General features: G+C 60.3%; 23 protein-coding genes. 8 read left to right on the top strand and 15 right to left on the bottom strand.

Going from position 1 to position 22,693, the window contains the following annotated elements:
* Window positions 1-8: 8 nt before the first annotated feature.
* The 5 genes from ACSQ16_RS06570 to ACSQ16_RS06550 all read right to left on the bottom strand — a co-directional run bounded on the left by ACSQ16_RS06570 (window position 9) and on the right by ACSQ16_RS06550 (window position 4,962).
* On the bottom strand, window positions 9-1,283 hold the full coding sequence (locus tag ACSQ16_RS06570) for a flagellar hook-length control protein FliK (protein WP_243261249.1): 1,275 nt from the start codon (window positions 1,281-1,283) through the stop codon (window positions 9-11).
* Window positions 1,284-1,327: 44 nt separating this feature from the next.
* Window positions 1,328-1,960: a hypothetical protein gene (locus tag ACSQ16_RS06565; RefSeq protein ID WP_093928344.1), complete on the bottom strand. Its 633-nt coding sequence runs from the start codon at window positions 1,958-1,960 to the stop codon at window positions 1,328-1,330.
* A 275-nt stretch (window positions 1,961-2,235) separates the two neighbouring features.
* Window positions 2,236-3,165 (bottom strand): flagellar motor protein MotB, encoded by a 930-nt coding sequence (locus ACSQ16_RS06560; RefSeq protein ID WP_243261250.1) that lies wholly within the window; start codon window positions 3,163-3,165, stop codon window positions 2,236-2,238.
* A 42-nt stretch (window positions 3,166-3,207) separates the two neighbouring features.
* Window positions 3,208-3,675: a MucR family transcriptional regulator gene (locus ACSQ16_RS06555; protein ID WP_093928342.1), complete on the bottom strand. Its 468-nt coding sequence runs from the start codon at window positions 3,673-3,675 to the stop codon at window positions 3,208-3,210.
* A 186-nt stretch (window positions 3,676-3,861) separates the two neighbouring features.
* Window positions 3,862-4,962, bottom strand: a complete 1,101-nt coding sequence (locus ACSQ16_RS06550; protein ID WP_093928341.1) for a hypothetical protein — start codon at window positions 4,960-4,962, stop codon at window positions 3,862-3,864.
* A gap of 93 nt (window positions 4,963-5,055) precedes the next feature.
* On the opposite strand from ACSQ16_RS06550, the gene motA reads away from it, so the two are divergent.
* The 5 genes from motA (at window position 5,056) to ACSQ16_RS06525 (ending at window position 7,434) form a co-directional block, all read left to right on the top strand.
* Complete coding sequence (gene motA / locus ACSQ16_RS06545; protein WP_093928340.1) at window positions 5,056-5,922, top strand: flagellar motor stator protein MotA; 867 nt, start codon at window positions 5,056-5,058, stop codon at window positions 5,920-5,922.
* On the top strand, window positions 5,922-6,176 hold the full coding sequence (locus ACSQ16_RS06540; protein ID WP_243261251.1) for a hypothetical protein: 255 nt from the start codon (window positions 5,922-5,924) through the stop codon (window positions 6,174-6,176). Before motA ends, ACSQ16_RS06540 begins: the two co-directional genes overlap by 1 nt.
* A complete protein-coding gene (locus tag ACSQ16_RS06535; protein ID WP_243261252.1) occupies window positions 6,173-6,598 on the top strand; it encodes a hypothetical protein in 426 nt (141 codons plus the stop codon). Before ACSQ16_RS06540 ends, ACSQ16_RS06535 begins: the two co-directional genes overlap by 4 nt.
* A 298-nt stretch (window positions 6,599-6,896) precedes the next feature.
* Entirely contained in the window at window positions 6,897-7,028 is a 132-nt protein-coding gene (locus tag ACSQ16_RS06530) for a hypothetical protein (protein ID WP_276326648.1), read from the top strand.
* A gap of 67 nt (window positions 7,029-7,095) precedes the next feature.
* Window positions 7,096-7,434, top strand: a complete 339-nt coding sequence (locus ACSQ16_RS06525; RefSeq protein ID WP_243261253.1) for a peptidoglycan-binding domain-containing protein — start codon at window positions 7,096-7,098, stop codon at window positions 7,432-7,434.
* Between the two features lie 40 nt (window positions 7,435-7,474).
* Here the strand turns inward: ACSQ16_RS06525 and ACSQ16_RS06520 are convergent, their stop codons facing one another.
* The 3 genes from ACSQ16_RS06520 to ACSQ16_RS06510 form a co-directional block, all read right to left on the bottom strand.
* Window positions 7,475-8,392 carry an MYG1 family protein gene (locus ACSQ16_RS06520; protein ID WP_435988716.1) on the bottom strand — a complete coding sequence of 306 codons (918 nt, stop codon included), beginning with the start codon at window positions 8,390-8,392 and terminating at the stop codon, window positions 7,475-7,477.
* 95 nt (window positions 8,393-8,487) lie between these two features.
* Window positions 8,488-9,582, bottom strand: coding sequence for an alpha/beta hydrolase (locus ACSQ16_RS06515; RefSeq protein WP_243261255.1), 1,095 nt, complete (start codon window positions 9,580-9,582; stop codon window positions 8,488-8,490).
* A gap of 79 nt (window positions 9,583-9,661) precedes the next feature.
* Window positions 9,662-10,405 carry a GntR family transcriptional regulator gene (locus ACSQ16_RS06510; protein ID WP_093928334.1) on the bottom strand — a complete coding sequence of 248 codons (744 nt, stop codon included), beginning with the start codon at window positions 10,403-10,405 and terminating at the stop codon, window positions 9,662-9,664.
* Between the two features lie 125 nt (window positions 10,406-10,530).
* Here ACSQ16_RS06510 and ACSQ16_RS06505 point away from each other — a divergent pair, with 125 nt between their 5' ends.
* The 3 genes from ACSQ16_RS06505 to ACSQ16_RS06495 all read left to right on the top strand — a co-directional run bounded on the left by ACSQ16_RS06505 (window position 10,531) and on the right by ACSQ16_RS06495 (window position 13,957).
* Window positions 10,531-11,880, top strand: a complete 1,350-nt coding sequence (locus ACSQ16_RS06505; RefSeq protein ID WP_243261256.1) for a glutamine synthetase family protein — start codon at window positions 10,531-10,533, stop codon at window positions 11,878-11,880.
* On the top strand, window positions 11,880-13,190 hold the full coding sequence (locus ACSQ16_RS06500) for an NAD(P)/FAD-dependent oxidoreductase (RefSeq protein ID WP_243261257.1): 1,311 nt from the start codon (window positions 11,880-11,882) through the stop codon (window positions 13,188-13,190). The genes ACSQ16_RS06505 and ACSQ16_RS06500 overlap by 1 nt, the downstream gene beginning before the upstream one ends.
* A gap of 71 nt (window positions 13,191-13,261) precedes the next feature.
* Window positions 13,262-13,957: a haloacid dehalogenase type II gene (locus tag ACSQ16_RS06495; RefSeq protein ID WP_243261258.1), complete on the top strand. Its 696-nt coding sequence runs from the start codon at window positions 13,262-13,264 to the stop codon at window positions 13,955-13,957.
* A gap of 3 nt (window positions 13,958-13,960) precedes the next feature.
* Here ACSQ16_RS06495 and ACSQ16_RS06490 read toward each other — a convergent pair whose 3' ends face one another.
* From ACSQ16_RS06490 to ACSQ16_RS06460, 7 genes are all read right to left on the bottom strand, one after another.
* Window positions 13,961-14,695 (bottom strand): ABC transporter permease, encoded by a 735-nt coding sequence (locus ACSQ16_RS06490; protein WP_243261259.1) that lies wholly within the window; start codon window positions 14,693-14,695, stop codon window positions 13,961-13,963.
* On the bottom strand, window positions 14,692-15,627 hold the full coding sequence (locus ACSQ16_RS06485; protein ID WP_243261260.1) for an ABC transporter ATP-binding protein: 936 nt from the start codon (window positions 15,625-15,627) through the stop codon (window positions 14,692-14,694). The genes ACSQ16_RS06490 and ACSQ16_RS06485 overlap by 4 nt, the downstream gene beginning before the upstream one ends.
* On the bottom strand, window positions 15,624-16,790 hold the full coding sequence (locus ACSQ16_RS06480; protein WP_435988715.1) for an ABC transporter permease: 1,167 nt from the start codon (window positions 16,788-16,790) through the stop codon (window positions 15,624-15,626). Before ACSQ16_RS06480 ends, ACSQ16_RS06485 begins: the two co-directional genes overlap by 4 nt.
* A gap of 17 nt (window positions 16,791-16,807) precedes the next feature.
* On the bottom strand, window positions 16,808-17,722 hold the full coding sequence (gene osmF, locus ACSQ16_RS06475) for a glycine betaine ABC transporter substrate-binding protein OsmF (protein ID WP_243261262.1): 915 nt from the start codon (window positions 17,720-17,722) through the stop codon (window positions 16,808-16,810).
* Between the two features lie 190 nt (window positions 17,723-17,912).
* Complete coding sequence (locus tag ACSQ16_RS06470) at window positions 17,913-20,963, bottom strand: efflux RND transporter permease subunit (protein WP_243261263.1); 3,051 nt, start codon at window positions 20,961-20,963, stop codon at window positions 17,913-17,915.
* Window positions 20,964-20,967: 4 nt separating this feature from the next.
* Window positions 20,968-22,047 (bottom strand): efflux RND transporter periplasmic adaptor subunit, encoded by a 1,080-nt coding sequence (locus ACSQ16_RS06465; RefSeq protein WP_243261264.1) that lies wholly within the window; start codon window positions 22,045-22,047, stop codon window positions 20,968-20,970.
* A 2-nt stretch (window positions 22,048-22,049) separates the two neighbouring features.
* Window positions 22,050-22,640, bottom strand: a complete 591-nt coding sequence (locus ACSQ16_RS06460; protein ID WP_243261265.1) for a TetR/AcrR family transcriptional regulator — start codon at window positions 22,638-22,640, stop codon at window positions 22,050-22,052.
* Window positions 22,641-22,693: the final 53 nt, after the last annotated feature.

Genomic DNA, 22,693 nt, shown 5'->3' with positions numbered 1-22,693 from the left:
CTCGCCTTTCAGGTGAGGATATCCAACTGCCCAGCTATCATGGACGGGGTCGGTGTCTGGGCCGACGGCTGGGCGTCGCTGCCCTGCGCGTCATCGGCTTCTGGCATATGCAGAGCAAGGTCCGGACCCGCGTTCTGACCGCCATTGCGGCCCCGTTCGCCGAAGGTCTGGAAATCAAGATCGGCGCTCTCTGCGCTGATGCCGCGCGATTGCAGCGCATCAATCAGTTGCTCGCGGTCTTGGCGTAGCAGGTTCAGAACCGATGCAGTTTCGGTCGTCATGGCGATTTGCATACGACCGGTTTCAGTCCGAACGACCTCAATCTCGATCTCGCCCATCCCATAGGGTGACAGCGAGAAGCGCAGCTTGTTGTCGCCTGTATCTAGACTGCGGATCTGTTGGCTAACGTGCTGGCGCAACTGCTCTTCCGGCGCGGCGGCGGGGTTTGGTGCGGGCGCCGGCGTGGGTTGCGGCGGACTAAGGCGAAGCGCCTCTGGTTGAGGTGCTTGCGGCGCGGTCAAAGCGGCAACTTCACGCAAGGCGGCCTCTGCCGCGGGTGTGTTCACGCCAGGTTGGGCCGGTTTCGCTGTATCGACAGCGGCACTGAATTGATCGGCGGCAGCGATACGCGGATCTGCGATTTCTGCGGCCGCGTCGACGTTAGCTGTAGCAATCGCGTCAAGCCGCGTCATTTGCGGGTCGCTCATCCCTGACAGGTCGGCTGTTACCTGTTTCGTCGCTTCCCCGGCCATAAGAATGGACGGCGCCTGCTGTTCACGGGTCGCCCCCATCGTCAAGCGGCCAACTGCCGGAACCACCGCAGACGCGACGCTAAGCTGGCTATTCGCCGTGGGAAGGCGCAATGCGCCAGCGATTTTTTCCTCAAGCGCAGCCTCTAAGGTGGGGTCTTCCAGTTTGGCAACCGCTTTCAACGCGCCAACCTCGTCTGTCGGGGCCTCTCCCAAAGCTTCGGCAAAAGCGGCGCGGACGGCTTTGGGGGTGACGTGACGGTTGCCCTCTTGAAGTGCAGCAATCGTGTGATCCATCAGGGCGATTAACCCCTCAGCCGTCTCAAGGTCGGCCTCTTCAGGCAGCGCGTCGGTTGCGCCATCCACTTCGGGTGCGGTGGCCTTCGCATCTTTAGGCTGCGGCTGCGATGCCACGTCCTGCCCGGCCACACCCTGCATCAACGCCGCAAAGCCTTCGACAGCCTCCTTTTTCGAGGGCTGCCCGGAAACTACGGCACCGGAGGCCGCGGGTGCTGCCTGAAGCTGAGCTATCATCTGACGTCCTCCACCTTGGGATTCCGAAGACTCTCGAATTAAGATCAGGAGATCCGCACGTTCCCGCGCCGATCAGCAAACGAGCGACGCGCACTGCGGGTCTCGACAAGGGATTTCAGCCTAAGCGTCCACTGGTTTAGGGTCACGGGTCTCTCTGTCCCGGTCAGTTCCAACAGCGAAAGCTCTGCCCCATCGGCCTGATCGGCAGCAAAGAATGTGTGGCTGTCGACCGGACGGCCCCAGTACTGACCCAAAACCGTGCTCAGCCCCATGCGGAAAGCCGCAGGTTCAAGCCCCAGCTTGAGCAGCTCATCTGCCTCTGCCGCGTGATAGTAAGACTGACCCAAAGCATGCAGAACGCTGTCTTCGTCCATCATGGGGAACAGTCCGCGCCCGATGATACCGATCAAGACTTCGCCCACCAGCGCACCGGCGGCTTGGGAGATATTGGTGAAATTATCGCTTTTGCGTATAACGACGAGCGAGCCGTAAGGCACATCAGCGTCAAGCTCTTCGGCCAGAATATCGCCAAGGCAAATACCTGGAATCGGTTCGATGCAATCTGGCATTGCCACCGGATGACCGGCCCAATCCTGCATTTCGAAAACCGAAGCCTGAACCGGAATCAACGCCCGGATCAGCATGTTAAAATGGCGGCCATCGGCCGATGAATCCATGTGGCAGGCACCCTTCCAGATGCCACCGATAAGTGAGTTTACCTGCATTTCCGCCTCGTTCAGGACATTCTGTCCATGGTTTTTCCAGGCTATTTTTAAAAGTTTTTTAGGTGCCTGATGCTCGTTTATTGCCTTAGGTCTAGATCGCAAGACCTTGACCGTCAACAATTTTACATGCCAGCGCCACATTTTCGGGAATCAGCGGCAGGGATGTCGCACTTTTTCAGGCAGTCGATTTCGGCACAAAACCGCCTAATTTTTAATAAAATAAGGGCCTATTCGGCTTGGTACACCAGACGAATTGAGATGCGACGATTTTCTGGCGCCAGCGGGTCGATTGTGTTGATTGGCTGCGTGTCTGCCACGCCAGAGACCCGCATGAACCGCGCCCCGTTGATCCCTGCGGCCATCAAGGTGCGGCGCGTGGCGTTTGCACGATCTGCGGACAGCTCCCAGTTCGTGTAGCCATTGTTCGCACCAAATGCGGCGGCGTCAGTATGGCCGATGATCTCGACAGGCTGGTTCTGCTCGGCGATCACATCGCCAATCGCCAATAGCAGCTCGCGGGTCTTTGGGGTGACATCTGCACTGCCCCGGGTAAAGAGCGACCGCTCGTCTTGATCCAACACCTGCACCGTCAACGCACCGTTCGATTTCTCCAGCCGAACATTGCGCGCCAAGTCGCTGAGCGCACCGTCTGAGGTAATCCGTTCGGCGATATCCTCTGCCATTCGGTCAATCTCAGACTTACGGCGCGCGGCCTCTTCGACAGCGGCGAGCGTGGCAGGATCAGCGGCTGCCGCAGGCTCTGGCGCATCTGCATATTCCACGACTACCTCTGCCGGCTTGTCGCGCAGGCGGCTGTCAAAGACCATCATCGGGTTGTCACGGCCAAAGGTAGGTTTTTGCACGTTGCCAGTATTGTCGACCGCGCCCGTCATCACGCCTGCGGCCATCAGCGGGCGCAAATCAGCCGCCGCATCCGAGGATGATCCGCCGTCAGAGACCGTTGGCGTAAAGTAATTTGCCAGACCGCGCAGTTTCTCCTCGTCCGAAGCAGCGAGGATCCACAAAAGCAAAAAGAACGCCATCATCGCGGTCATAAAATCCGCGTAGGCCACCTTCCAACCGCCACCGTGGTGGGCGTGGCCGCCCTCCGCTTCGTAGCGCTTGATGATGATCAATTCGTTCTTTTTGTCAGCCATTACAGGGCCTCCCGACTACACAAGATCGGGCCGATAGCCAGATCAGGAAAGCTCTGCGTTGTTGTCCGACTTGTCGCGGCTGTATTTACCCAGGCCGGCGCGCTTGGCGTATTCGGCTTTGCGTTTGGAATAGCTCGGCGCGACCAGCGGTGTGTCCGCCGCCAGATTGAACATCACGCGGTATTCCGCTTCGGTGAGGCCGTGTTCGGCACCGAGGTGACGCTTAAGCATTTTGAAACCTTTGCCGCAGCACAGACAAAAGATTGTGTCGTCGGTCATCGGCTGCTCGCCGGGTGCGGCGGCCATGCCCTGCGCTTTGGGCGCGACGGGGGCAACGGCGGCGGGGATATTGGCCAAAGCGGTCGCAGCACTGTCGGCAGGGGTGGCGCGCAAACGTTCGACCAATGTTAGAATGTCGTCGATCGTCACATCGCTGCGCGTGGCGAAACCGGAAACGATCGTCGCAATGGCGGTATCGCTTAGGTTCTGCTTGGGGGGCACATTAGGCATGGAGCAACTTCCTTGTTAAGTTAATCTTGCCTTCTGCAAGGTTCGCGAAACACCTAGAAAGGGCTTCGCAAGTGGTGCAGCAAAGATAAATTACTCTCCGCCGTTTATTCTTATCACGATTCGAATTGTATTTGGAACCCGCCCAAGCATTGACAAGCATTTTTTCGCCATATTGTGAAAAATGCATCACGGCTCCATCTGCGCGACTGTTCTGAAAATCGCGCTTTTCGGGGCCGGATCAGAGGCAACATCATTGCCTGTGGTCTGGGCGATGATCGTACTGAACAGCCCGGTAAAACCCAGACCCGCCACCGCGATCAGCGGGATATGGATGGACTTCCACAGGCTTTTGCGCGGCGCGGGCGGTTGCGGGGTAAGCGTCGCCGGGTCCAGCAATTCGGGCTCGGGCACTTCGGGCACGTCAATCGGGGCACCAAACTCAACAAAGATGCCACGCGGCATCACCGCGACCTTCACTTCGCGCCGCTCACAGCTGTCGCTAAAGCCAGCGGGGAAGAGTTCGGCAGGAATGTCGATAACCATGTTATCCTTGGGGCACCACTCTGCTGCGAGCGTATCGCGCGGAATATAGACCGATGCAAAATCATCACGGAACGCGATGTCCCGCACCAAGGTCGGCACCATTGGCAAGGGTTTGTCAGGAGTGGCCGCGATTCGCATCCGGCCGCCTGCCAGCCACATCTCAAGACTGACGTAGAAACACGCCCCCGGCTGCGCTTCGGCAGAGGGGACATACCCCTCCGGAGGGCCGGAGCGCGGCTTGCGGCGCTTGCGTGTCCCGATGGGAAAGATCTTATTCGTGCTTACCCGCTGGAACTGATCCAACTCCGGGCGCTGGCGCATCAACTCATCAAAATCCAACCCCTCTTCGCGGGCGAAGTTGTAGTTTATCAGATAATCCGCAGCGGTTTCTTCAAGTGTCTTGCTTTCTTGAATCGCTTTTAACAGCGCGTTTTCTTCGGAAAACAATAACCTACGGCAAGGATGGCCCTCAACCTCGGGGCTGACGGCAAAGCTGCCCACGGGCCGGTCAAGGATATCTGAAACCCGGTCAAAAACTGCATGCTCTTCATCATTATGAAAGACCACGAACTCGCAAAGACCGGTGGCATCCATACAAAGCAACAGCCGCATTTCAGCGGGCCAGCCCTGCACAAGAACCGAAAGCTCGGAAGGATCGACGAAATAGGCAAAGGCATCGGGCTCTTGCTGAGCGTCGACATCTTCCTTCAACTCTTCTTTGACCGAAAAACCACTATTCATCATAGAAACCCAAGTTCTTTCCTAGATAATACTTGTATAGACGTTATCGCTCAAGGATAAAGTAAGAATAGTTTCTTTTTGGAGGCGTGTGCAGCAATGACACTCTTGCTTGGTCTTGTAATGGTCTTTGGTTTGGTCTTTGGCGGCTTCATGCTGTCGGGGGGCAATATGGACATCGTTCTGCATGCCCTGCCCTACGAGGGAATGATGATCGGCGGCGCTTCACTTGGTGCTTTTGTAATTGCCAACTCATTTTCGGTGGTAAAGTCGTCGCTGGGCGGGGTTCTGCGGGTCATTAAAGGGCCGCGCTGGAAGGCGGCGGATTACAATGATCTGCTGGCGCTGATGTTCGAACTGGCGCGTCTTTATAAGACCAAGGGCATCGTTGCGATGGACGAGCATATCGAAAATCCCGAAGCGAGCCCGATCTTCCAGCGTTATCCAAAGCTGACGAAAGACCACTTCGTCACCGACCTTATCGCCGACAGCTTCCGCATGATGTCGATGCAGTTTGATGACCGTTTCCAGATGGAAGACGTGATGAACCGAAAGATCAAAAAGCACCACCATGAATCGTTGGTTTCTGCCAGCGCGATCCAAAGCATGGCCGACGGCCTGCCCGCCATCGGCATTGTTGCAGCGGTTCTGGGCGTGATCAAAACCATGTCCTCCATCGACAAACCGCCAGAGATCCTTGGCGCGATGATCGGGGGCGCCTTGGTCGGCACGTTCCTTGGGGTTTTCCTTGCCTATTGTATGGTGCAGCCCATTGCTGGCCGGTTGGAGCAGATCGAAGAAGAAGACAGCGCAATGTATACCGTGATCCGTGATGTGATCGTCGCCATCGTTGCTGGCCACCCGCCCAGCATCTGTATTGAACTGGGCCGCGGCAACATTCCCACCACGAAGCAGCCGAATTTCTCTGCCGTAGAGGCCTCGCAGCGCGAATTGCCTGCCGTATGATGGCCCGCCTGCCCCTGTTCGCGTTTATGGCACTGCTGGCCGGGCCAGCGCTGGCCGCCGGTGCCGCCAAGGATAAGGGAGAGGAGAAGGTCGACCAAGCCGAAGCCGCTGAGGCGAAGCTCCCCAACTCTATGCGCAGCCACGGAGTAATCGGCCACGTCGCCCCGATGGAGGGGCTACCGCTCCTTGATCCCGAAATACTGGAACGGATGCGCGAACGGTTGATCGTTCTCTCTCAGGGCGTGCGCCAGTGAAGCCTCGGCGCGGTGATGGGCTTGCTGTGCTCTCACGCCTAAAGCGTTTTGAGATGGAGAATGTGGCGCTGGAAATGGTCGAGGTAAACCGCGCCCTCAGCCAAATCGAGAACGAACGCCATACCCTCATGGAGCAACTTAACGACCGGGGCGATCCCGATGCCGTGGAATCCACGCGGGTCGTCTCGGCCTTTATCCGTAACGTGTCAGAGACGATTCATCGCAAAGAGGCCGAAGCCGAGCGGTTACGCGCGGATAGTGCGGGCATCCACGACCGGTTGAACGACCTTTTCGCCGAGGCCAAGCGCATAGACCTGATCCGCACCCGCCGCTCCGAAGCCCGCAAACTGGCGCTGGAACAAGCCGAAACTGCCGCTCAAGCCGAAGGCTTCCTATCGATCTGGCTGGAAGATCAACGGTAGTAACGACACCTCCCGGCGTACGGGAGGTTTTTCGACAAATTCCCCTAATTGGCGAATATCGGCCTAGAAAACGCCGCAATTGCATTTCATTAACATCGCATTCAGTTTGTCGCCGTTACGGCGGCATCGGAGAAATTTATTTAATCTATACAGGAGCCTATCTATCGCTGATGCCCCTACACACACCACAACGATTGTTCACGCTAAGCCGCAGAAGAGCGTCGTCGCGGCGTTCTTCCTCACGTTTCTTTTTGGCCCTCTTGGATTGCTCTATGCCACCGTCGCCGGCGGTGGCGTTATGATTATTCTGGCCATTCTCATCGGCGCTGTCACCTTGGGGTTTGGCGCGTTAATCACGTGGCCGCTGTCGATCATCTGGGGCGTCATCGCCGCGATGATGTCGAAACGCACACCTTCTATGCCTGCCTAAACGCTCCCCGGGGTCGCATTATCGACCCCGTTTTCCCCCAACCCGTTTTTTCCCAAAAGGAACTGCAATGAAAAGTAGAGGTTTTCTAGCCGCCGCCGCGATTGGTGCTGCATCGGTCAGCCCCGCGCCATCCTATGCGCAATCATTTCACGTCACCCTTGCCGAAGTTCAGGCGCTGTTCCAAAGCCGCGACCTTGGCGCGCGGCGCATGGTGCAAGAAAGTCTGAAGCATGCGGGCTATTACAATGGCACGATTGATGGCGCATGGGGGCCGGGGACCGCAGCCGCCTTTCGCGCGCTCATGGCCTCTGACCGCTATCAGCGTCATGCCCCGACATGGACGTTCGCACCTGAGGTGCAGGTCAGCGAAACGATGTTCTTCCTGACCTCAGACGCCTACATGTAAACCGCTGAACCTTGCCGAGGCGCCCTTGCGGGCCTCGGCCTTATACCACGTCCTGAACCGCCAATTCGGCCATACGCAGAACCGCCTCACGATTTGCCGCCACGGCGATGAAGCGTGCGTTGTGGCAGAACTTTGCGCCGCTCATACCGCTTGCATCCTCAAGATCGGCATCCGTCAGCCCAGCCCAAGCTTCGGGAAGGTCGGCGCGGGCCTCAAAACTGTCGCCACTTTTTCGGATCGTCGTCAGCGCCCAATCTTCGCCACGCGGATGCACGACAAACAATAGATGATCCGCCCCGGCCTTTTCCACTGCCGAGCGGAAGGGCATCCCGCTGGGCAGTTCCAGCACACGGCCAGTGCCTGCCGCTTCAATCGCCTGCATCACCATCGCCTCGGCGCGCCGCTTGGCGGCTTTGCCCTTGATCGCCGCCTCTACAAAGGCGCGCGCGACCGGAAGTGCCGCCATAAAGGCGCGATCGTCGGCATTCTCGCCCCGTTCGTCAAAGACAGGTTTCAGCGTTTCCAGCAGCACCGGCAACGTCATCCCAGCGAGAGGCCCTGCCACCGAAGGCTCCAACGCGCCGTTATCAATCAGATCAACGGGCAGGACAAACCCCTGATCGAAACTGCGGTGAATATCATCTACATCAGCTTCAGGTACACCAAAGCTGCGCAGATAATCGCGGCCATAGTGCTGCCAGATCAACCCGAAAGAGCTGAAAGGCTGGTCATCTTCGCGCAACGGGCCGGGGCGCTGGTGGTGGTCAAAGATCAGTGCGTCGGCGTCATAGTCGCGGCCCACATCATAGATGATCCGCCCCGCGCCGGGGGTGATCCAATCCGCATCACGGCTGCGCAGCAGCGTTGCCTCTGGGTAAAGCCGGGTAAGAATGACAGAGGACAAAAGCTCATCCGCGTGAAAGCCCCCAGAGTGGGTGACGAGATGGGTAATAGTCATGGGGACAGGCTCCGCTAAGGCTGGAAAAAGAGGTATCGGGATCATCGCGTTCGCCCCCATACTGCGGGGCGCAGCACAAGTGCAAGCGGCGGGTCTTAGCGCGAAAGCGCCACCAGCGTGGCTGAAACGGGATCAAGAATAAACGCCCCCACCTGCGCACGGGTTTGGGTCAGACCATCGCGTTGCTCTGGGATCAACTGCACGAGAGACGCAAAGCGGTTGTGATGGGTGCCATCCACTGCCCCGATGCCCGAAATATCGACAAGCTGAACGCCGTTTTTCTTGGCCAAAGCCTGAACCGCAGGGGTGCTGGCATTGGTCCGACCAACCCTAGGCCGCGCCCCGGCCAGCCCCGCAGAAATGCGCAGCGCCCGGTCATCGGGGGCAACCAAAATCGCCATAGGTGGCTCAAGCGGGCCGATAACCTCAATCTGTTTGCGGAACACATCCACGTCGATATCCGGCGCGGCAAGAACCACGTCGCTTAACCTTTCGATCACGGCATCTTTGCCCGAAAGCCGTAACTGGCGCAGGGTTTCTGCCACCAGCCATCCCCCCATACTATGGCCAAAAAGCGTGATCTTTCCCACATCAGGATCAGCGGCAAGGGTGCTGAGCACCGCGGCAAGCTCATCGCGCGAATAGGCCGCCGCGTCTTTGTCAGCGACATAGCCCACCACCGTCCCCGCCGAGGGCCAGGCAAAGAGGATCGGTTGTTCGGGCAAATCACCATCTACGGCCACCTGCGCGAGGCGAAAGAGCGATTCCGGGAAGGTTTGGTTGTATCCGTGGACAAAAACCATCACGTCTTGCCGCCCCCCCGCTCCGCGCTGGATATCAAGCGCAGACAAAGGCTCGCGGGCTGTCACGGCAAAACTGCGGCTGGGGTCTGGCTCCTCCTCTGGCCATTCGATCCGGCTTGCCTCATGGCTGGGCGGAATGGCAATGGTGAAACGCTCAAAGTTCATCTGATGTGCGCGGGCGTCTGTGTAATCGCCCGTCTTTGCTTCGCGGCCACGGGTAGAGGCGACGGTGATCGCAACGCTCTTTCCCGTGGGCTGGGCGGCAGGCACGACGGTCAGCGTCTCTCCACCCGGGCGCGGTGCGCAGGCCGATAGGGCGATGATCATCACCGCGCAGAGGGCACGCATGCCGAGGCCACCAAGGTTTTGACTTTGAGTATTGCGCATCCCTGCCCCCATCTTTCGCCGCCGTTCTAGCCTATTCTTCTAGCGAAATCATAGGCAAAAGGCCGTGACGAGGCTGGCATCAGACCTGACCAGTTGCACCCGAGACATCCGGCAGCGCCATATCCCCGCCCTCCGCCGCTGCCAGCAGGCTGCGGCCCGTCTCCAAAACGCCATCGCGGATGTCATTGGCGATGGCAGCACTCAGCGCATCGCCATCACGCGCGGTCAGCGCCGCCAGCACCTCTTTGTGACGATCGATCTGATAGTACTCCGCAACTTCGGTGATCACTTGGCGCTGAAAAGGGCCAAGCTGCAGCCAGATACTCTCGATCATCGGCAGCGACGATTGCGCGGGGTTTACGGTATAGAGAATGCGGTGAAACGCTTGGTTCAGCAGCGTTAACTGGTCTGAGTCCCGCTCGGCCACGAAACGGTCCATGCTGCCGTCAATCTCGGTCAATTTGCCGATCACGATGTCCGAAATGTAAGGCAGAGCGCGCAGGGCGGCGTGGGTTTCAACGGCGATCCGAAGGGCGACCAATTCTTCGAAACGGTCGAGCGTCATCAACGGCACGGTCAGGCGGCGGTTGTCTTTGATCTGAATTGCATGTTCCGAACTCAGCCGCCGCACCGCTTCGCGCACCGGGGTCGGGCTCAGGTGCAACCGCTCTGCGATGCCGCGCATGGTCAGCGACGTGCCCGGCGTGATCGCCCCAAGCATGATCGCGTTGCGCAGCCGCGCGTAAACATATTCCTGCGTCGTCGCCCCCGATATCTCGGGGATTTCGGGAATATTCAGCGCGTCGTTTTCCGTCTCGATCATCTTGCCGCCTTCGGTCTTTCAGGGGCGACCATAAGGTAGAGGGCAATTGACAGACAAGCGAATATTGATATTACGTTCTAACAAATGGTATCACATTTTTTGATTTCGATATCGGAAGGAATCCCATGTCTCAGAGCAAAGCCGAAGCGTGGCTGGCGCAACACCCAGAGATCGAATCGATCTTTGCCTGTGTCTGCGACCTTAACGGAACCATGCGCGGCAAGCGGGTGCCGTCGGATCAGGTTTCCAAGGTTGTCGAAGGCGGGTTGCGAATGCCCCTGTCCATCGTCGGCATGGATATCTGGGGCGAAGATGTCGAAAACAGCGAACTGGTGTTTGAGACTGGGGATTCCGACGGGCTGTGCGATTTCACGGGCCGCCCCCTCATGCCCATCACATGGACTTCGCGCCCGACCGCGCTGGCGATGCTGTGGATGCGTCAGGAAAACGGCACCCCCTTCCCCGGCGATCCGCGCCGCGCGCTGGCCGAAGTGGCGGCCAAGTTCAAAGCACGTGGTCTCACCCCCGTGGTTGCGACCGAGTTGGAGTTCTATCTCGTTGATCCGTCCGAGGATCACCCGCAGGCGCCCTGCTCCCCTGTCACCGGCAAGCGACTGGATTCCGACGGCGCATTGTCGCTGGACGAGTTGCAGCATTTCGATGAGTTCCTGAACGAGGTCTATGACGCCTGCGAATTGCAGGGCATCCCGGCGGATGCGGCGATCTCGGAAAACGGGGCGGGGCAGTTCGAGATCAACATGCGCCATGTCGACGATCCGCTGCGCGCGGCTGATGACGCGGTGCTGTTCAAACGGTTGGTGCGCGGCATCGCCCGCAAACATGGCTTTGCCGCAACTTTCATGGCCAAACCCTATGGCGATCTGGCGGGCAGCGGCTTTCACGTTCACTTCTCCTTGGTGGATGAAAACGGCGTCAATGTCTTCGACAACGGCGGGGAGGAAGGCACACCCCTGATGCTCAATGCCGTCGCCGGTCTGCTGGCCACGATGCAGCAAAACACGCTGACCTTCGCGCCGCATGAAAACTCCTACCGCCGCCTGCTGCCGGGTGCCCATGCGCCGACCAATGTCGCTTGGGGCTATGAGAACCGCACCGCCGCGATCCGCATCCCCGGCGGAGATGCCAAGGCACGGCGCATCGAGCACCGTGTGGCTGGGGCCGATGCGAACCCCTATCTGGTGCTGACCAGCATCTTGGGCGGCGCACTTTTGGGGATCGAGCAAGACATGCAGCCCGTCGCTCCGATCACCGGCGACGCCTATACGATGAAGCTCGACAACCTGCCGCTAGACTGGGCCACGGCGATTGATGCCTTCCGCAAAGGGCCGGATGTGCCCGGCATCTTCTCCGCCCGCTTGCAGACCATGATGGTCGAATGCAAGACCCAAGAGCTGCGCAAATTCGCACGCCAAGTGACCCATTTCGAATATGACACCTATTTGGAGATCGTCTGATGTCTCGCCAAAGCCACCCCTACGCCGGTGACGGCAGCCATACGTCGAGCTACTACGCGGCCTCGGCCAACCCCTCGCCCGAACGTCCCGAACTCAAGGGCGATCACGAGATCGACGTCTGCATCGTCGGCGCGGGCTATAGCGGTCTGTCGACCGGCCTGCATTTGGCCGAAAAGGGCTACAAAGTCGTCATCATCGAAGGCGCGCGCGTAGGCTGGGGGGCCTCGGGGCGCAACGGCGGGCAGATCGTCAACGGGTTGAACGCCAGCCTGCAAACGATCAAGCGCCGCTACGGTCAGGACACGGCGACCTTCGTGGCCGGGTTGGTGCAAGAAGGCGGCGAGATCATCCGCGAGCGGGTCCGCACCTATGACATCGAATGCGATCTCAAGGAAAAGAACATCTTCACCGGCCTCACGCCCGCGCATATGCGCGAGTTGGAGGAGCGTCAGAAGCTCTGGCAGAGCTACGGCATCGACAATCAAGAGATGCTGGACAAGGATCAGTTGCGTGCCCACGTCAATTCCGACCTCTATGAAGGCGGGCTGATTGACCATTCGGGCGGTCACATGCACCCACTCAACCTCGCCCTCGGTGAGGCGGCGGCGTTTGAGAAAAACGGCGGCACGATCTATGAGATGTCCCCCGTGACGGATGTCGATCACGACGCCCCACGCCCCGTGGTCAGAACCGCCAAGGGCACAATGACCTGCAAAACGCTGGTGCTCTGCGGCAACGCCTATCTTGGCCATGTGGTACCCACCTTGACCCCGCGGGTGATGCCCGTCTCGACCCAAGTGATGGCCACCGAACCGCTGAGCGAGGCGCAGGCTCACGCGCTACTGCCCACCGACGCCTGCATCGAAGACATCCGCTATATCCTTGATTATTATCGACTGTCGGGCGACAAACGCATGCTTTTCGGGGGCGGCACCGTCTATGGCGGTGCTGACCCGCGCGACATCAAGGCCAAGCTCAAACGCAACATGGACAAGGTCTTCCCTCAACTCAAAGACGTGAAGATCGACTATGCCTGGAGCGGCAACTTCGCCCTGTCCTTCAGCCGTGTTCCGCAGATGGGCCGGATCGGCGACAACACCTATTTCGCGCACGGATACAGCGGCCATGGCGTGACCGGCTCGCATACCTTCGGGCGCATCCTGTCCGAGGCGATCGACGGCGATCTGACCCGCTTTGACGTCTTCGCCAATGTGCCGTGGTTCCCCTTCCCCGGCGGGCGCATGTTGCGCGTGCCCTATTCGGTGATGGGATCGTGGTGGTACGGGCTGCGCGACCGTTTGGGGGTCTGAAACCTTTTGACAGGGCTGGGGGTTTCTTCAAATGACCGGGCGCACCGCCCGCCGTGACAGGAAGGATCCCCATGCCCGATCAAAAGCCCGTCTCTACAATCGTCTTCGACGTGAACGAGACCCTGCTCGACATCACGACGCTGGAACCGCTGTTCGCGCGGGTGTTCGGCGACGCCTCGGTCCTGCGCGAATGGTTCGCCGAACTGATCCTCTATTCGCAGACCATGACCCTCTCGGGCCGCTATGCCCCCTTCGGTGCGCTGGCAGGGGGTGTCTTGCGGATGGTCGGCGCGAACAAGGACGTGACGATCAGTGATGAGGACGTGACCGAGTTAAAATCGCTCATCGGCTCCATGCCCGCTCACCCGGATGTCGCCCCCGCCCTACGCAGGCTGCGCGAGGCAGGTTTCCGGCTGGTCACGCTGACCAACTCGCCCCCCTCTCCCGCGCCCACGCCGCTAGAGAAAGCTGGTATCGCTGATTTCTTCGACCGCAGCTTTAGCGTTGATGAGGTGGCAAAGTTCAAACCCCATCCGGCAACCTACCAGATGGTGGCCGAGGCGCTTGAACTGGAAACCGATGACCTTTGCATGGTGGCCTGCCATCTGTGGGACACCATCGGCGCGCAGGCGGCAGGCTGTCAGGGGGCCTTTCTGACCCGCCCCAACAACAACCTGATTAAGGCCGAAAACGTACCGCAGCCGCACTACATCTCGGACGATTTGGTTGATCTAGCCGACCAGATCACCGCCGCGAACCGCGCCTGATCCTCAACCGCCCATGCGCCGCGCCAGCCGGGTTTCCAACTGTACCATCGCGTCATAAATCAGCACTGCAAACAGCCCAACCGCCAGCCCGCCCTGAACGACAAAGGCGGTGTTGTTGGTCAAAAGCCCGGCGATGATCACCTCACCCAAGGTCCGCGCCGCCACGGTCGAGCCGATGGTCGCCGTGCCAAGCGCGATGACCACCGACAGTCGGATGCCCGTCAGCGTCACCGGCAGGGCCAGCGGCAGTTCCACCCGCCACAGCCTTTGCCAACGGCTCAGCCCGATGCCGCGCGCGGCCTCCATCGTTGCGGGAGGCAGATTGGTCAGCCCCGTCACCGCGTTTTCAAAAATCGGCAGAAGCCCATAGAGAAAGAGCGCCACCAGCGTTGGCCCGGCACCAAAGCCCAAGGCGGGAACGGCCAGAGCCAGAACCGCGACGGGCGGAAAGGTCTGCCCCATGTTGGTGATGGTGCGTGACAGCGGGCGAAAGGCCGCGCCCGCAGGCCGGGTCACAAGGACCGCCAGCGTCACCGCCACCACCGTCGCAGCAGCCGAGGCCATCGCGACCAGCGCCAGATGGCTCAGCGAGAGCGACAGAAGAGAGGCGCGCGTGTAGATCACCGGACCGTTCGCCGGGGCCAAGGGCGCAAGCAGCGGCGTGAACCACTCAGGCCGCAGGACCAAAGCCAGCAGCACCGCCACCAGAAGCGGCCGCAGGAACCAGCCGATCCTCATGCGTGCTGCCCGGCCCGGGCGCGGATTGCGTCGAGGGTCACCCGACCCATCGGCACCCCGTCTTTCGAGACCGGCACCGCCGCGCGCCCCGTCCACAGGCAGGCCGAAAGCGCGTCGCGCAGGCTGGCATCGGAAGACAGCGCTTCGCCTTCGGCGCTGCCCTCTTCCACCAACTCGGCGGCGGGGATCAGCGAGAGAAGCCGCAGGGGCCGCTCCACATCGCCGACCATATCCGCCACGAAATCGGTGGCGGGCGCGGCGATGACTTCAGCCGGTGTGCCATGCTGCACCAGCTTGCCCCCGTCCATCACTGCCACGCGGTCGCCCAGCCGGATCGCCTCTTCCATGTCGTGGGTCACCAGCATGATGGTGGAGCCAAGCCGCTGCTGAATGCGCCGCAAATCCTCCTGCGCGCGGGTGCGAATGATCGGGTCCAGCGCGCCAAAGGGTTCGTCCATCAACAGCAAATCAGGCCGCGAGGCCAAGGCCCGCGCCACACCGACACGCTGCTGCTGCCCGCCTGACAGTTCCGCCGGATAACGGTCGCGGAATTGCGCGGGGTCCATCGAGAAAAGCGCCAGCAGTTCATCCACCCGCGCCGCGATCTTGTCGCGCGTCCAGCCCAGCAGTTGCGGTACCGCGCCGATGTTGCGCCCCACGGTGTGATGCGGGAACAGCCCGTGCCCTTGGATGGCATAGCCGATGCGCCGCCGCAGGATATGCGGCTTCACCGACAGGGTGGAGTCGCCGTTGATCCGCACCTCCCCCGAGGTCGGCTCCTCCAGCCGGTTGATCATCCGCAAAAGCGTCGTTTTCCCTGAGCCGGAGGTGCCGACGATCACCGTGATCGTGCCCGTCTCCACCGTCATCGACACGGAATCCACCGCGCGAATGTCGCCATAAGTCTTGGTGATGCGGTCGATCTCGATCATGCGCTGTCCTTTGGGGTCTTGCGGGTCAGTTCGACCAATATATCCATCACGATGGCCGCCGTCAGGGCCAGCGCCAAGGTCGGCAGGGCACCCAGCAGGATCAGGTCGGTCGCGGTCTGGTTCAGCCCTTGGAAGACGAACGTGCCAAAGCCGCCGCCGCCGATCAGGCCGGCGATGACCGCCAGCCCGATGTTCTGCACCAATACGATGCGCAGCCCGGTCAGGATGATCGGAAGGCCCAGCGGGAACTCTACCCGCAACAGACGCTGAAGGGGCGTCATCCCCATGCCCCGCGCGGCCTCAAGCGCCGCAGGCGGGGCGGATGCGAGCCCCGCCACCGTGTTGCCGACCACGGGCAGCAACGAATAGAGCACCAGCGCCAAAAACGCAGGCGCAAAGCCGATGCCCGCGATGCCGAGCGCCCTCGCGCCGGGCAGGTTGGCCCCCACCCAGCCGAGGATCGGGATCATAAGGCCGAACATGGCAAGCGAAGGAATGGTTTGCAAAAAGCTCAACACCGGCAAGGTGGCCCCGCGCAGGCTGGCAAGGCGGTGGCAAAGTACGCCGAGCGGAAAGCCAATCACCGCCGCGGCAGCAAGCGAGCCGAAGGCCAGCCCCAGATGGCGCAGGAACTCCCGACCAAAGGCATCCGCGCGGCTGGCATGTTCCTGCATGACCGACAGATCCGACAGCACCCCCGACCACAGGATCGCGCCCAACACTGCAAGCACGCCCACCAGCACAGCCCCGCGCATCAGCGGCCCCGGTGCCATCGCGGCAAGTGCATCAGCCATGAGCAACATGAAGACGACCAGCAGGCACCAAAAGCCCACCGAGGGCGAAACACGGGCATAGTCACCGGCCTCGGCCAGCAAACCGGACGCCCCTTGGGTCAGCAGCCACAGCAGACCGCCGACGCCCAAAGCCGCTCCTGCAATACGCAGGCTGTTCCGTCCTGCGGGGAGCCCCATGATCAGACCCGCAACGATCGCGGCGAGCCCCGGCAGCACAACGGGCAAAGAGGCCACGCCCCATGCCATCACCCCTTCACCCGCCACAATCCGATTGGCGGCGTGGGTCATGAAAGGCACGCAAAGCGCCGCCGCGCCCAGCACGGCGAACAAAAGCCCCGGCGCAGAAAACCCTGCGCCGGGGCCGGTCAATGTCCGGGTGGCGGAGATCAGTCCAGCACCCCGGTCTCGGTCAGATAAGCGCGGGCCACGGCCTCGGCTGGCTCCCCGCCGACCTGAATGCGACCGTTCAGCTTTTGCAGCGTCGCCATGTCGAGCCCGGCGAAGATCGGGTTCAGCACCTCGGCGATCTGGGGGTATTCCTCCAACACTTCGGCGCGGACGATGGGGGCGGGTTCATAGACCGGCTGCACGCCCTTGTCGTCTTCCATCACCACAAGGCCGGTCGCACCGACACCGCCATCGGTGCCATACACCATCGCCGCGTTCACGCCCGATGTGCCACGCGCCGCCGCCTGAATGGTCGCTGCCGTGTCACCGCCCGACAGGATCACGGTCTGATCTTGGGTCAGCTCAAAGCCGTAGGTCTCTTGCATCGCGGGAAGCACGGCGGGGGAGGACACGAACTCGGTCGAGGCGGCAAGCTTCACCTCACCGCCCTCGGCCACCCATGCGCCGAAATCGGACATGGTGGTGAGGTTATTTTCCTCGGCTACCGGGCCGGTCACGGCGATGGCCCATGTGTTGTTGGCCGGCGCGGAATCGAGCCAAGTGATGTTATTCTCACCGCCGTCCAATTCCTTGGCCCGGGCATGGGCCTTGGCCGCGTCTTTCCAAACATCGCTTTCCGCTTCGTTAAAGAAGAAAGCCGCGTTGCCGGTGTATTCGGGGTAAATGTCGATCTGGTCAGACAGGATCGCTTCGCGCACCACCTGTGTGCCACCCAGCTGCAGACGCCGCTCAACCGGCAGCCCTGCATCTTCGAGCGCCAGCGCGATGACGTTGCCCAAGAGGCCGCCTTCGGTGTCGATCTTCGACGAAACGGTGATGTCCGCCGAGGCGGCAGAGGCCAGAGTGGCGGCAAGGCCAGCGGCGGCGGCGGTAGAGAGAATGCGGGTACCCATCGGAAGATGACTCCTTGACAGCAATGAACAGACACAGCGAAGCGCCATTTGAAAACGGTAAGGTAGCGGGCATGTCACCGAAACCAAGGAGGAAATCCGGTGCTGCTCTCATTTTTTCGCTAGGTGGCGCTCACGAAAAAGGGCGCCCCCGGCATTACCAGAGGCGCCCTTCTTCTCATTATCGCTTTATTTAGACAGCCTTCGCTGCCTCGGCTTCGCGCGCGGCACTGCGCTTGAAGAAAATAAAGTACAGCACCGGTGCCGCGATCAGTGTCAGGACCGAAGCAAATGCCAATCCACCCATGATCGTTGCCGCCATTGACTGGAAAAACGCATCCGACAAAAGCGGCAGCATCCCCAGAATGGTTGTGGCCGCAGCCAAGAACACCGGGCGCAAACGCGAAGTCGACGCAAGCACGATGGCCTCTTTCAGATCCAACGTCGGATCAGCGGCACGGGTAAGATCGATCTCTTCCACCAACACGATGCCGTTCTTGATCAACATCCCCGAGAGCGACAACAGCCCCAAAAGCGCGGTGAAGGTAAAGGGCAGCCCCGTTCCCAGTAGCGCAAGGCTGACCCCGTTGACCGCCATCGGCACCAAGAGCCAGATAATGATCGGCTGTTTCAGCGCGTTGAACAGCAGGACCGAGATCAGCACCATGATGATAAGACTGAACGGCAACTGCTTGCCCAAAGCGGCCTGCGCTTCGCCCGCACTTTCCAATTCACCGCCCCACTCCATCGCATAGCCTTCGGGGATCTCCATCGCTTCAATGGTTTCCTGCACCTCGGCTTGGACCTGCGCTGCTGTCACACCCCGTGGAATATCGGCCCCCACGGTGATGACATCAGCCCGGTCGCGGCGGTAAAGCAGTGTGTCCTGCGGTTCGAACCTGAAACCGTCGATCACCTGCTCCATCGGAATCAGCGCATTGGTGTTTTGCTCATAGAGAACATGGTCCGTCAGCGCCAAATCAGCGTCCCGTGGGGCGCGGATCACGATGGGAATCTGACGATCCCGCTCGCGGAAGGTCCCACCGCTGGTGCCTTCGGTGGCAAACTGCAACGTCTCCGTGATCTCGGTCCTTGAAATACCCGCATCCTGCGCGCGCTCTTCGGCATAGATTGGTCGCAGCACCAATTCACGCTCGCGCCAATCCTGACGCGGGGTGATGATATTGTCCGACGCCGCCTGCATCCGCGACATGGCTTCATCGGCCAGATCACGCAGCACATCAGGATTCCGGCCCGAGAAACGCACCTCGATCGGTGCGCCGCCCCCTGGCCCAAAGGCCAGACGTTTGGCCCGGAACTCCCCTTGGGGAAGGGCATCGACCGCGAATTCTTCGAGCGCGTTCATCTCGTCTTGGATCACCTCAAGATCGGAGACACGAACGATGAGATGGCCATAGCTGGGGTTGGGGTCTTCGGCCTGATATGTCAGCATGAAACGCGCCGCCCCCTGCCCCGCGTAGGATGTCACGTTCTCAACGTTTTCACGCTCCGCCAGCCAATCTTCAAGCACGGCCAGATCATTAGACGTCTGGTGGATCGAAGAGCCTTGCGGCAATTTGTAGTGCACAAAGTAAAGCGGCGTGTTGCTGTCGGGGAAGAACTGCTGCTTGATCTGCCCAAAAAGGGCATAGCAAACGACCGTGCCCGCGATCAGTCCAGCAACCACCAGCCAACGCAGTTTGAGCGACGCGCGCAGCACGGCGGCATAACCTCTAAAGATCGCCCCGTCATAGCCGCCCGCACCACCTTCGGCCCCGCGTTTAAAGAAGTAGTGCCCCAAAAGCGGGGTCGCGGTGATGGCCAGCACCCAAGACAGCAACAGCGAAATGCCGATCACAGCAAAGAGCGAAAATAGAAATTCACCCGTCGCATCAGGGCTTAGCCCGATCCCGGCAAAGGCCATGATCCCGATGACCGTGGCTCCCAAAAGCGGGATCTGCGTTTTGCTTGCCGCCTCGGTCGCCGCCTCGCGAGAGCTTTTGCCCTGCTGCATAGAGATCTGCATCCCTTCGGCCACAACGATGGCGTTGTCGACCAGCATCCCCATCGCGATGATCAACGCCCCGAGGGAAATACGCTCCATCTCAATCGCGCCAAGCGCCATGAAAAAGAGCGTGCCCACCACCGTCAGCAACAAGGTGGAGCCCACAACAACCGCCGCACGCCAGCCCATGAAGACGGCCAGCACCGCAACCACGATGGCAACGGACATGGCAAGGTTCACCAGAAAGGCGTTCGACGCTTCTTCGACCACCGTATGCTGACGGTAGATGGATTCAATCGAGATGCCCAAGGGCAGCGTTTCGCGCAGTTGCGCAAGCTTGTCGTCTACCCGTTTGCCGATGTCGACGATATTATCGGTCGCGATGCCGGCAACGCCGACGGTAAAGGCGTCTTGCCGGTTGTGTCGGATCACAAGCTCAGGGTCGGCTTCGCGGGTGCGGTAGATATTGGTCACATCGGCAAGGTTAATCACCTGACCACCAACCCCTACAGACAGCGCGGCGATCTCAGACACGCTGTCAGACCCTTCGGGCCGCTGGATCAGCGTGCGTCCCTCGTCACCCTGAATGACACCCCCGTCGACAATTTCATTGGCGCTGGAAACCGCACCGACAATCGCCGTGGGTGGAATGCCGAGCGTGGTGCTGAGCGCAAGCTGCGGCTCGACATAGATCACCTCATTCGGCACGCCCGACAGCGCCACATCTGACACGCCTTCCACTAGCAGCAGTTCACGCCGCAGGTAGCTGGACAGCTCATTCACCTCTGCGTCAGAGTAACCATCGGCCGTGACGGCATAGTAGATCCCGTAAACGTCACCGAAGCCGTCGTTCACATAGGGCTGAGACGCCCCACTTGGCATGGGGGCCTCATTCACGCGGTTGCGCAACTTGGTCCAGATTTCCGGCAGTTCGGACCCGTCGAACGTGTCCTGCATATTGACCGTGATCCATGACAGACCGGGCTGGTTCATGGATTCGATGTCCTTAATCTCGGACATCTTTTGGATCTGTGATTCTAGCGGCTCAGTGACCTCAAGCGCCACCTCTTCGGCAGAGGCGCCGGGGTATTGCGTCACGACCACAGCGGTTTTGATGGTGAATGCCGGGTCTTCGAGACGGCCAAGGGTCGCGAAACCCCAGATGCCGCCCAAAAGACAGATCAGCATTATGATCCACGTATAGATCGGGCGGTTGATGGACAGGCGTGCGATATCCATGCGCTCAGTCTCCGAAGCCGACGAAGCGGCGCACTGCGGCCCCGTCTTCAAGCTGGCTTGCGCCGCTCACGACGATCTCTTGCCCGTCAGAAAGGCCCGAATTGACCGTGACATCGCCCCGAACAGTCGGGGTAATTTCAACCTCGGTGCGGGTGACCGTCCCCTCCCGTGCGCCGGTGGGATCGAACACCATGACATAGGTGCCGCGATCATTGCCCACGACGATAGCGGAATCAGGGACAATGATGCTTTGCCCGCCGATGTTCAGCGTGGCGCGCACCTCGACCGAGGCACCGGGCAGCGGCACAAAGTCTTCGGGCAACTCGGCCCCGAGGGTGATGCTATAGGTCTGCCCGATATCCGCGGTTTCAGCGTTGTACTCGCGGATCGCCATCGGGTAGCTTTCCGAATTGGCCGGGAATTTTGCCACGAACCGCACATTAGGATCACGCCCCGCGCGCAGGAACAAGGTTTCAGGCACGTCGATCTCGACCCGCAGTTCTGACATGTCATGCAGGCGCACCACTGGTGTACCAGAGCTGACGGTGGAGTAGTTGGGCACCAAGCGCGACGCCACAATCGCATCAAATGGCGCGTGCAAAGTGGCGTTTTCAAGGTCGCGTTCTGCATTGCGCACGGCGATGTCGTTCACCGTCACGGCAGTTTCGGCGTCTTGAAGGTTAACCTCCGCAACCGACGACCCGGCCAATTTCTGATAGCGTTCCATCGTGCGGCGGGCCTGCGCGTCATTGGCCTGCGCCTGCTCTAACGCCAGTTCAAACGGCTCTAGGTCCATCCGCGCCACGACCGAGTCTTTGCTGACCGTGGTCCCCTCTTCGACGGGAAACTGCTCGATCTGTCCGCCGACCTGAAAGGCAAGGTCCACGGTTTCACGTGCAACCACCTTGCCAAAAAACACGCGCTCCATCTCGGCGTTGCTGACCTTGACCGTTTCCAGCTTTACCACCGGCATTTCGGCCGCGGCGGCCATTGGGCCAGCCACTGCCGCAGCTAGGGTCAGCGCAAACCCCAACAGTCGCCCCGCGCCTGCGACGCGTATCGTCTCATTAAGCCAGTTGGCCATGGTCAGTCTTCCTTATGTGTAGCATCCGGCACAGGCCCGAGGGCGGCGGTCAGACATAGTTGTTTGAGGGTGCGCAACTGCGCGAGAAAATGTGCACGGTCCTGCGCATGCATACCTGCGGCCTTGGCGGCGCGTTGAAGGCAATCGGCAAGGGCCTCGACGGTCATACCTGCGCGGTTGATTGCGCCTTCATGGGGCATCAGCACCTCGGCAATAACAGCGCGGAACCGACCAGCAGAGCATTGCAGCGCCTCTTGGCTGACCGCATTTGCCCCATCAATAAAATCTTGGGCGTTGGGCATCGCCTGCATCGTGTCAAAACCCCGCACCACCATCCGGTCAAAGATCAGATCAATCTGAGCGGCCAGATCGGGGGCCTTAGGCAACTCTTCGGCGATCTCTTCAAGCGCAAGCTCGGTATAGCGCCCGATGAGCCCGCGCAGAATGTCGTCCTTGTTGCGAAAACGGTTGTAGAGGGTCTGACGCGAGACGCCCGCCTCTTCGCAGAGATCCCCCATGCTGGTACGCTTGACCCCATAGCGCGAAAAGACATGCAGCGCAGCGTCAAGCACGGTCTTTTCAAGTTCGGTCATGGGGAATCCTAAGCTTTGGCTAAGCCGCAATTGGACATTTGAACCAAATATGT

This window comes from Sulfitobacter sp. SH24 (genome assembly GCF_965641895.1).
Taxonomy (GTDB): domain Bacteria; phylum Pseudomonadota; class Alphaproteobacteria; order Rhodobacterales; family Rhodobacteraceae; genus Sulfitobacter; species Sulfitobacter dubius.
The sequence above is the reverse complement of the archived record's forward strand: the minus strand, read 5'-3'. Positions and strand labels throughout refer to the sequence as shown.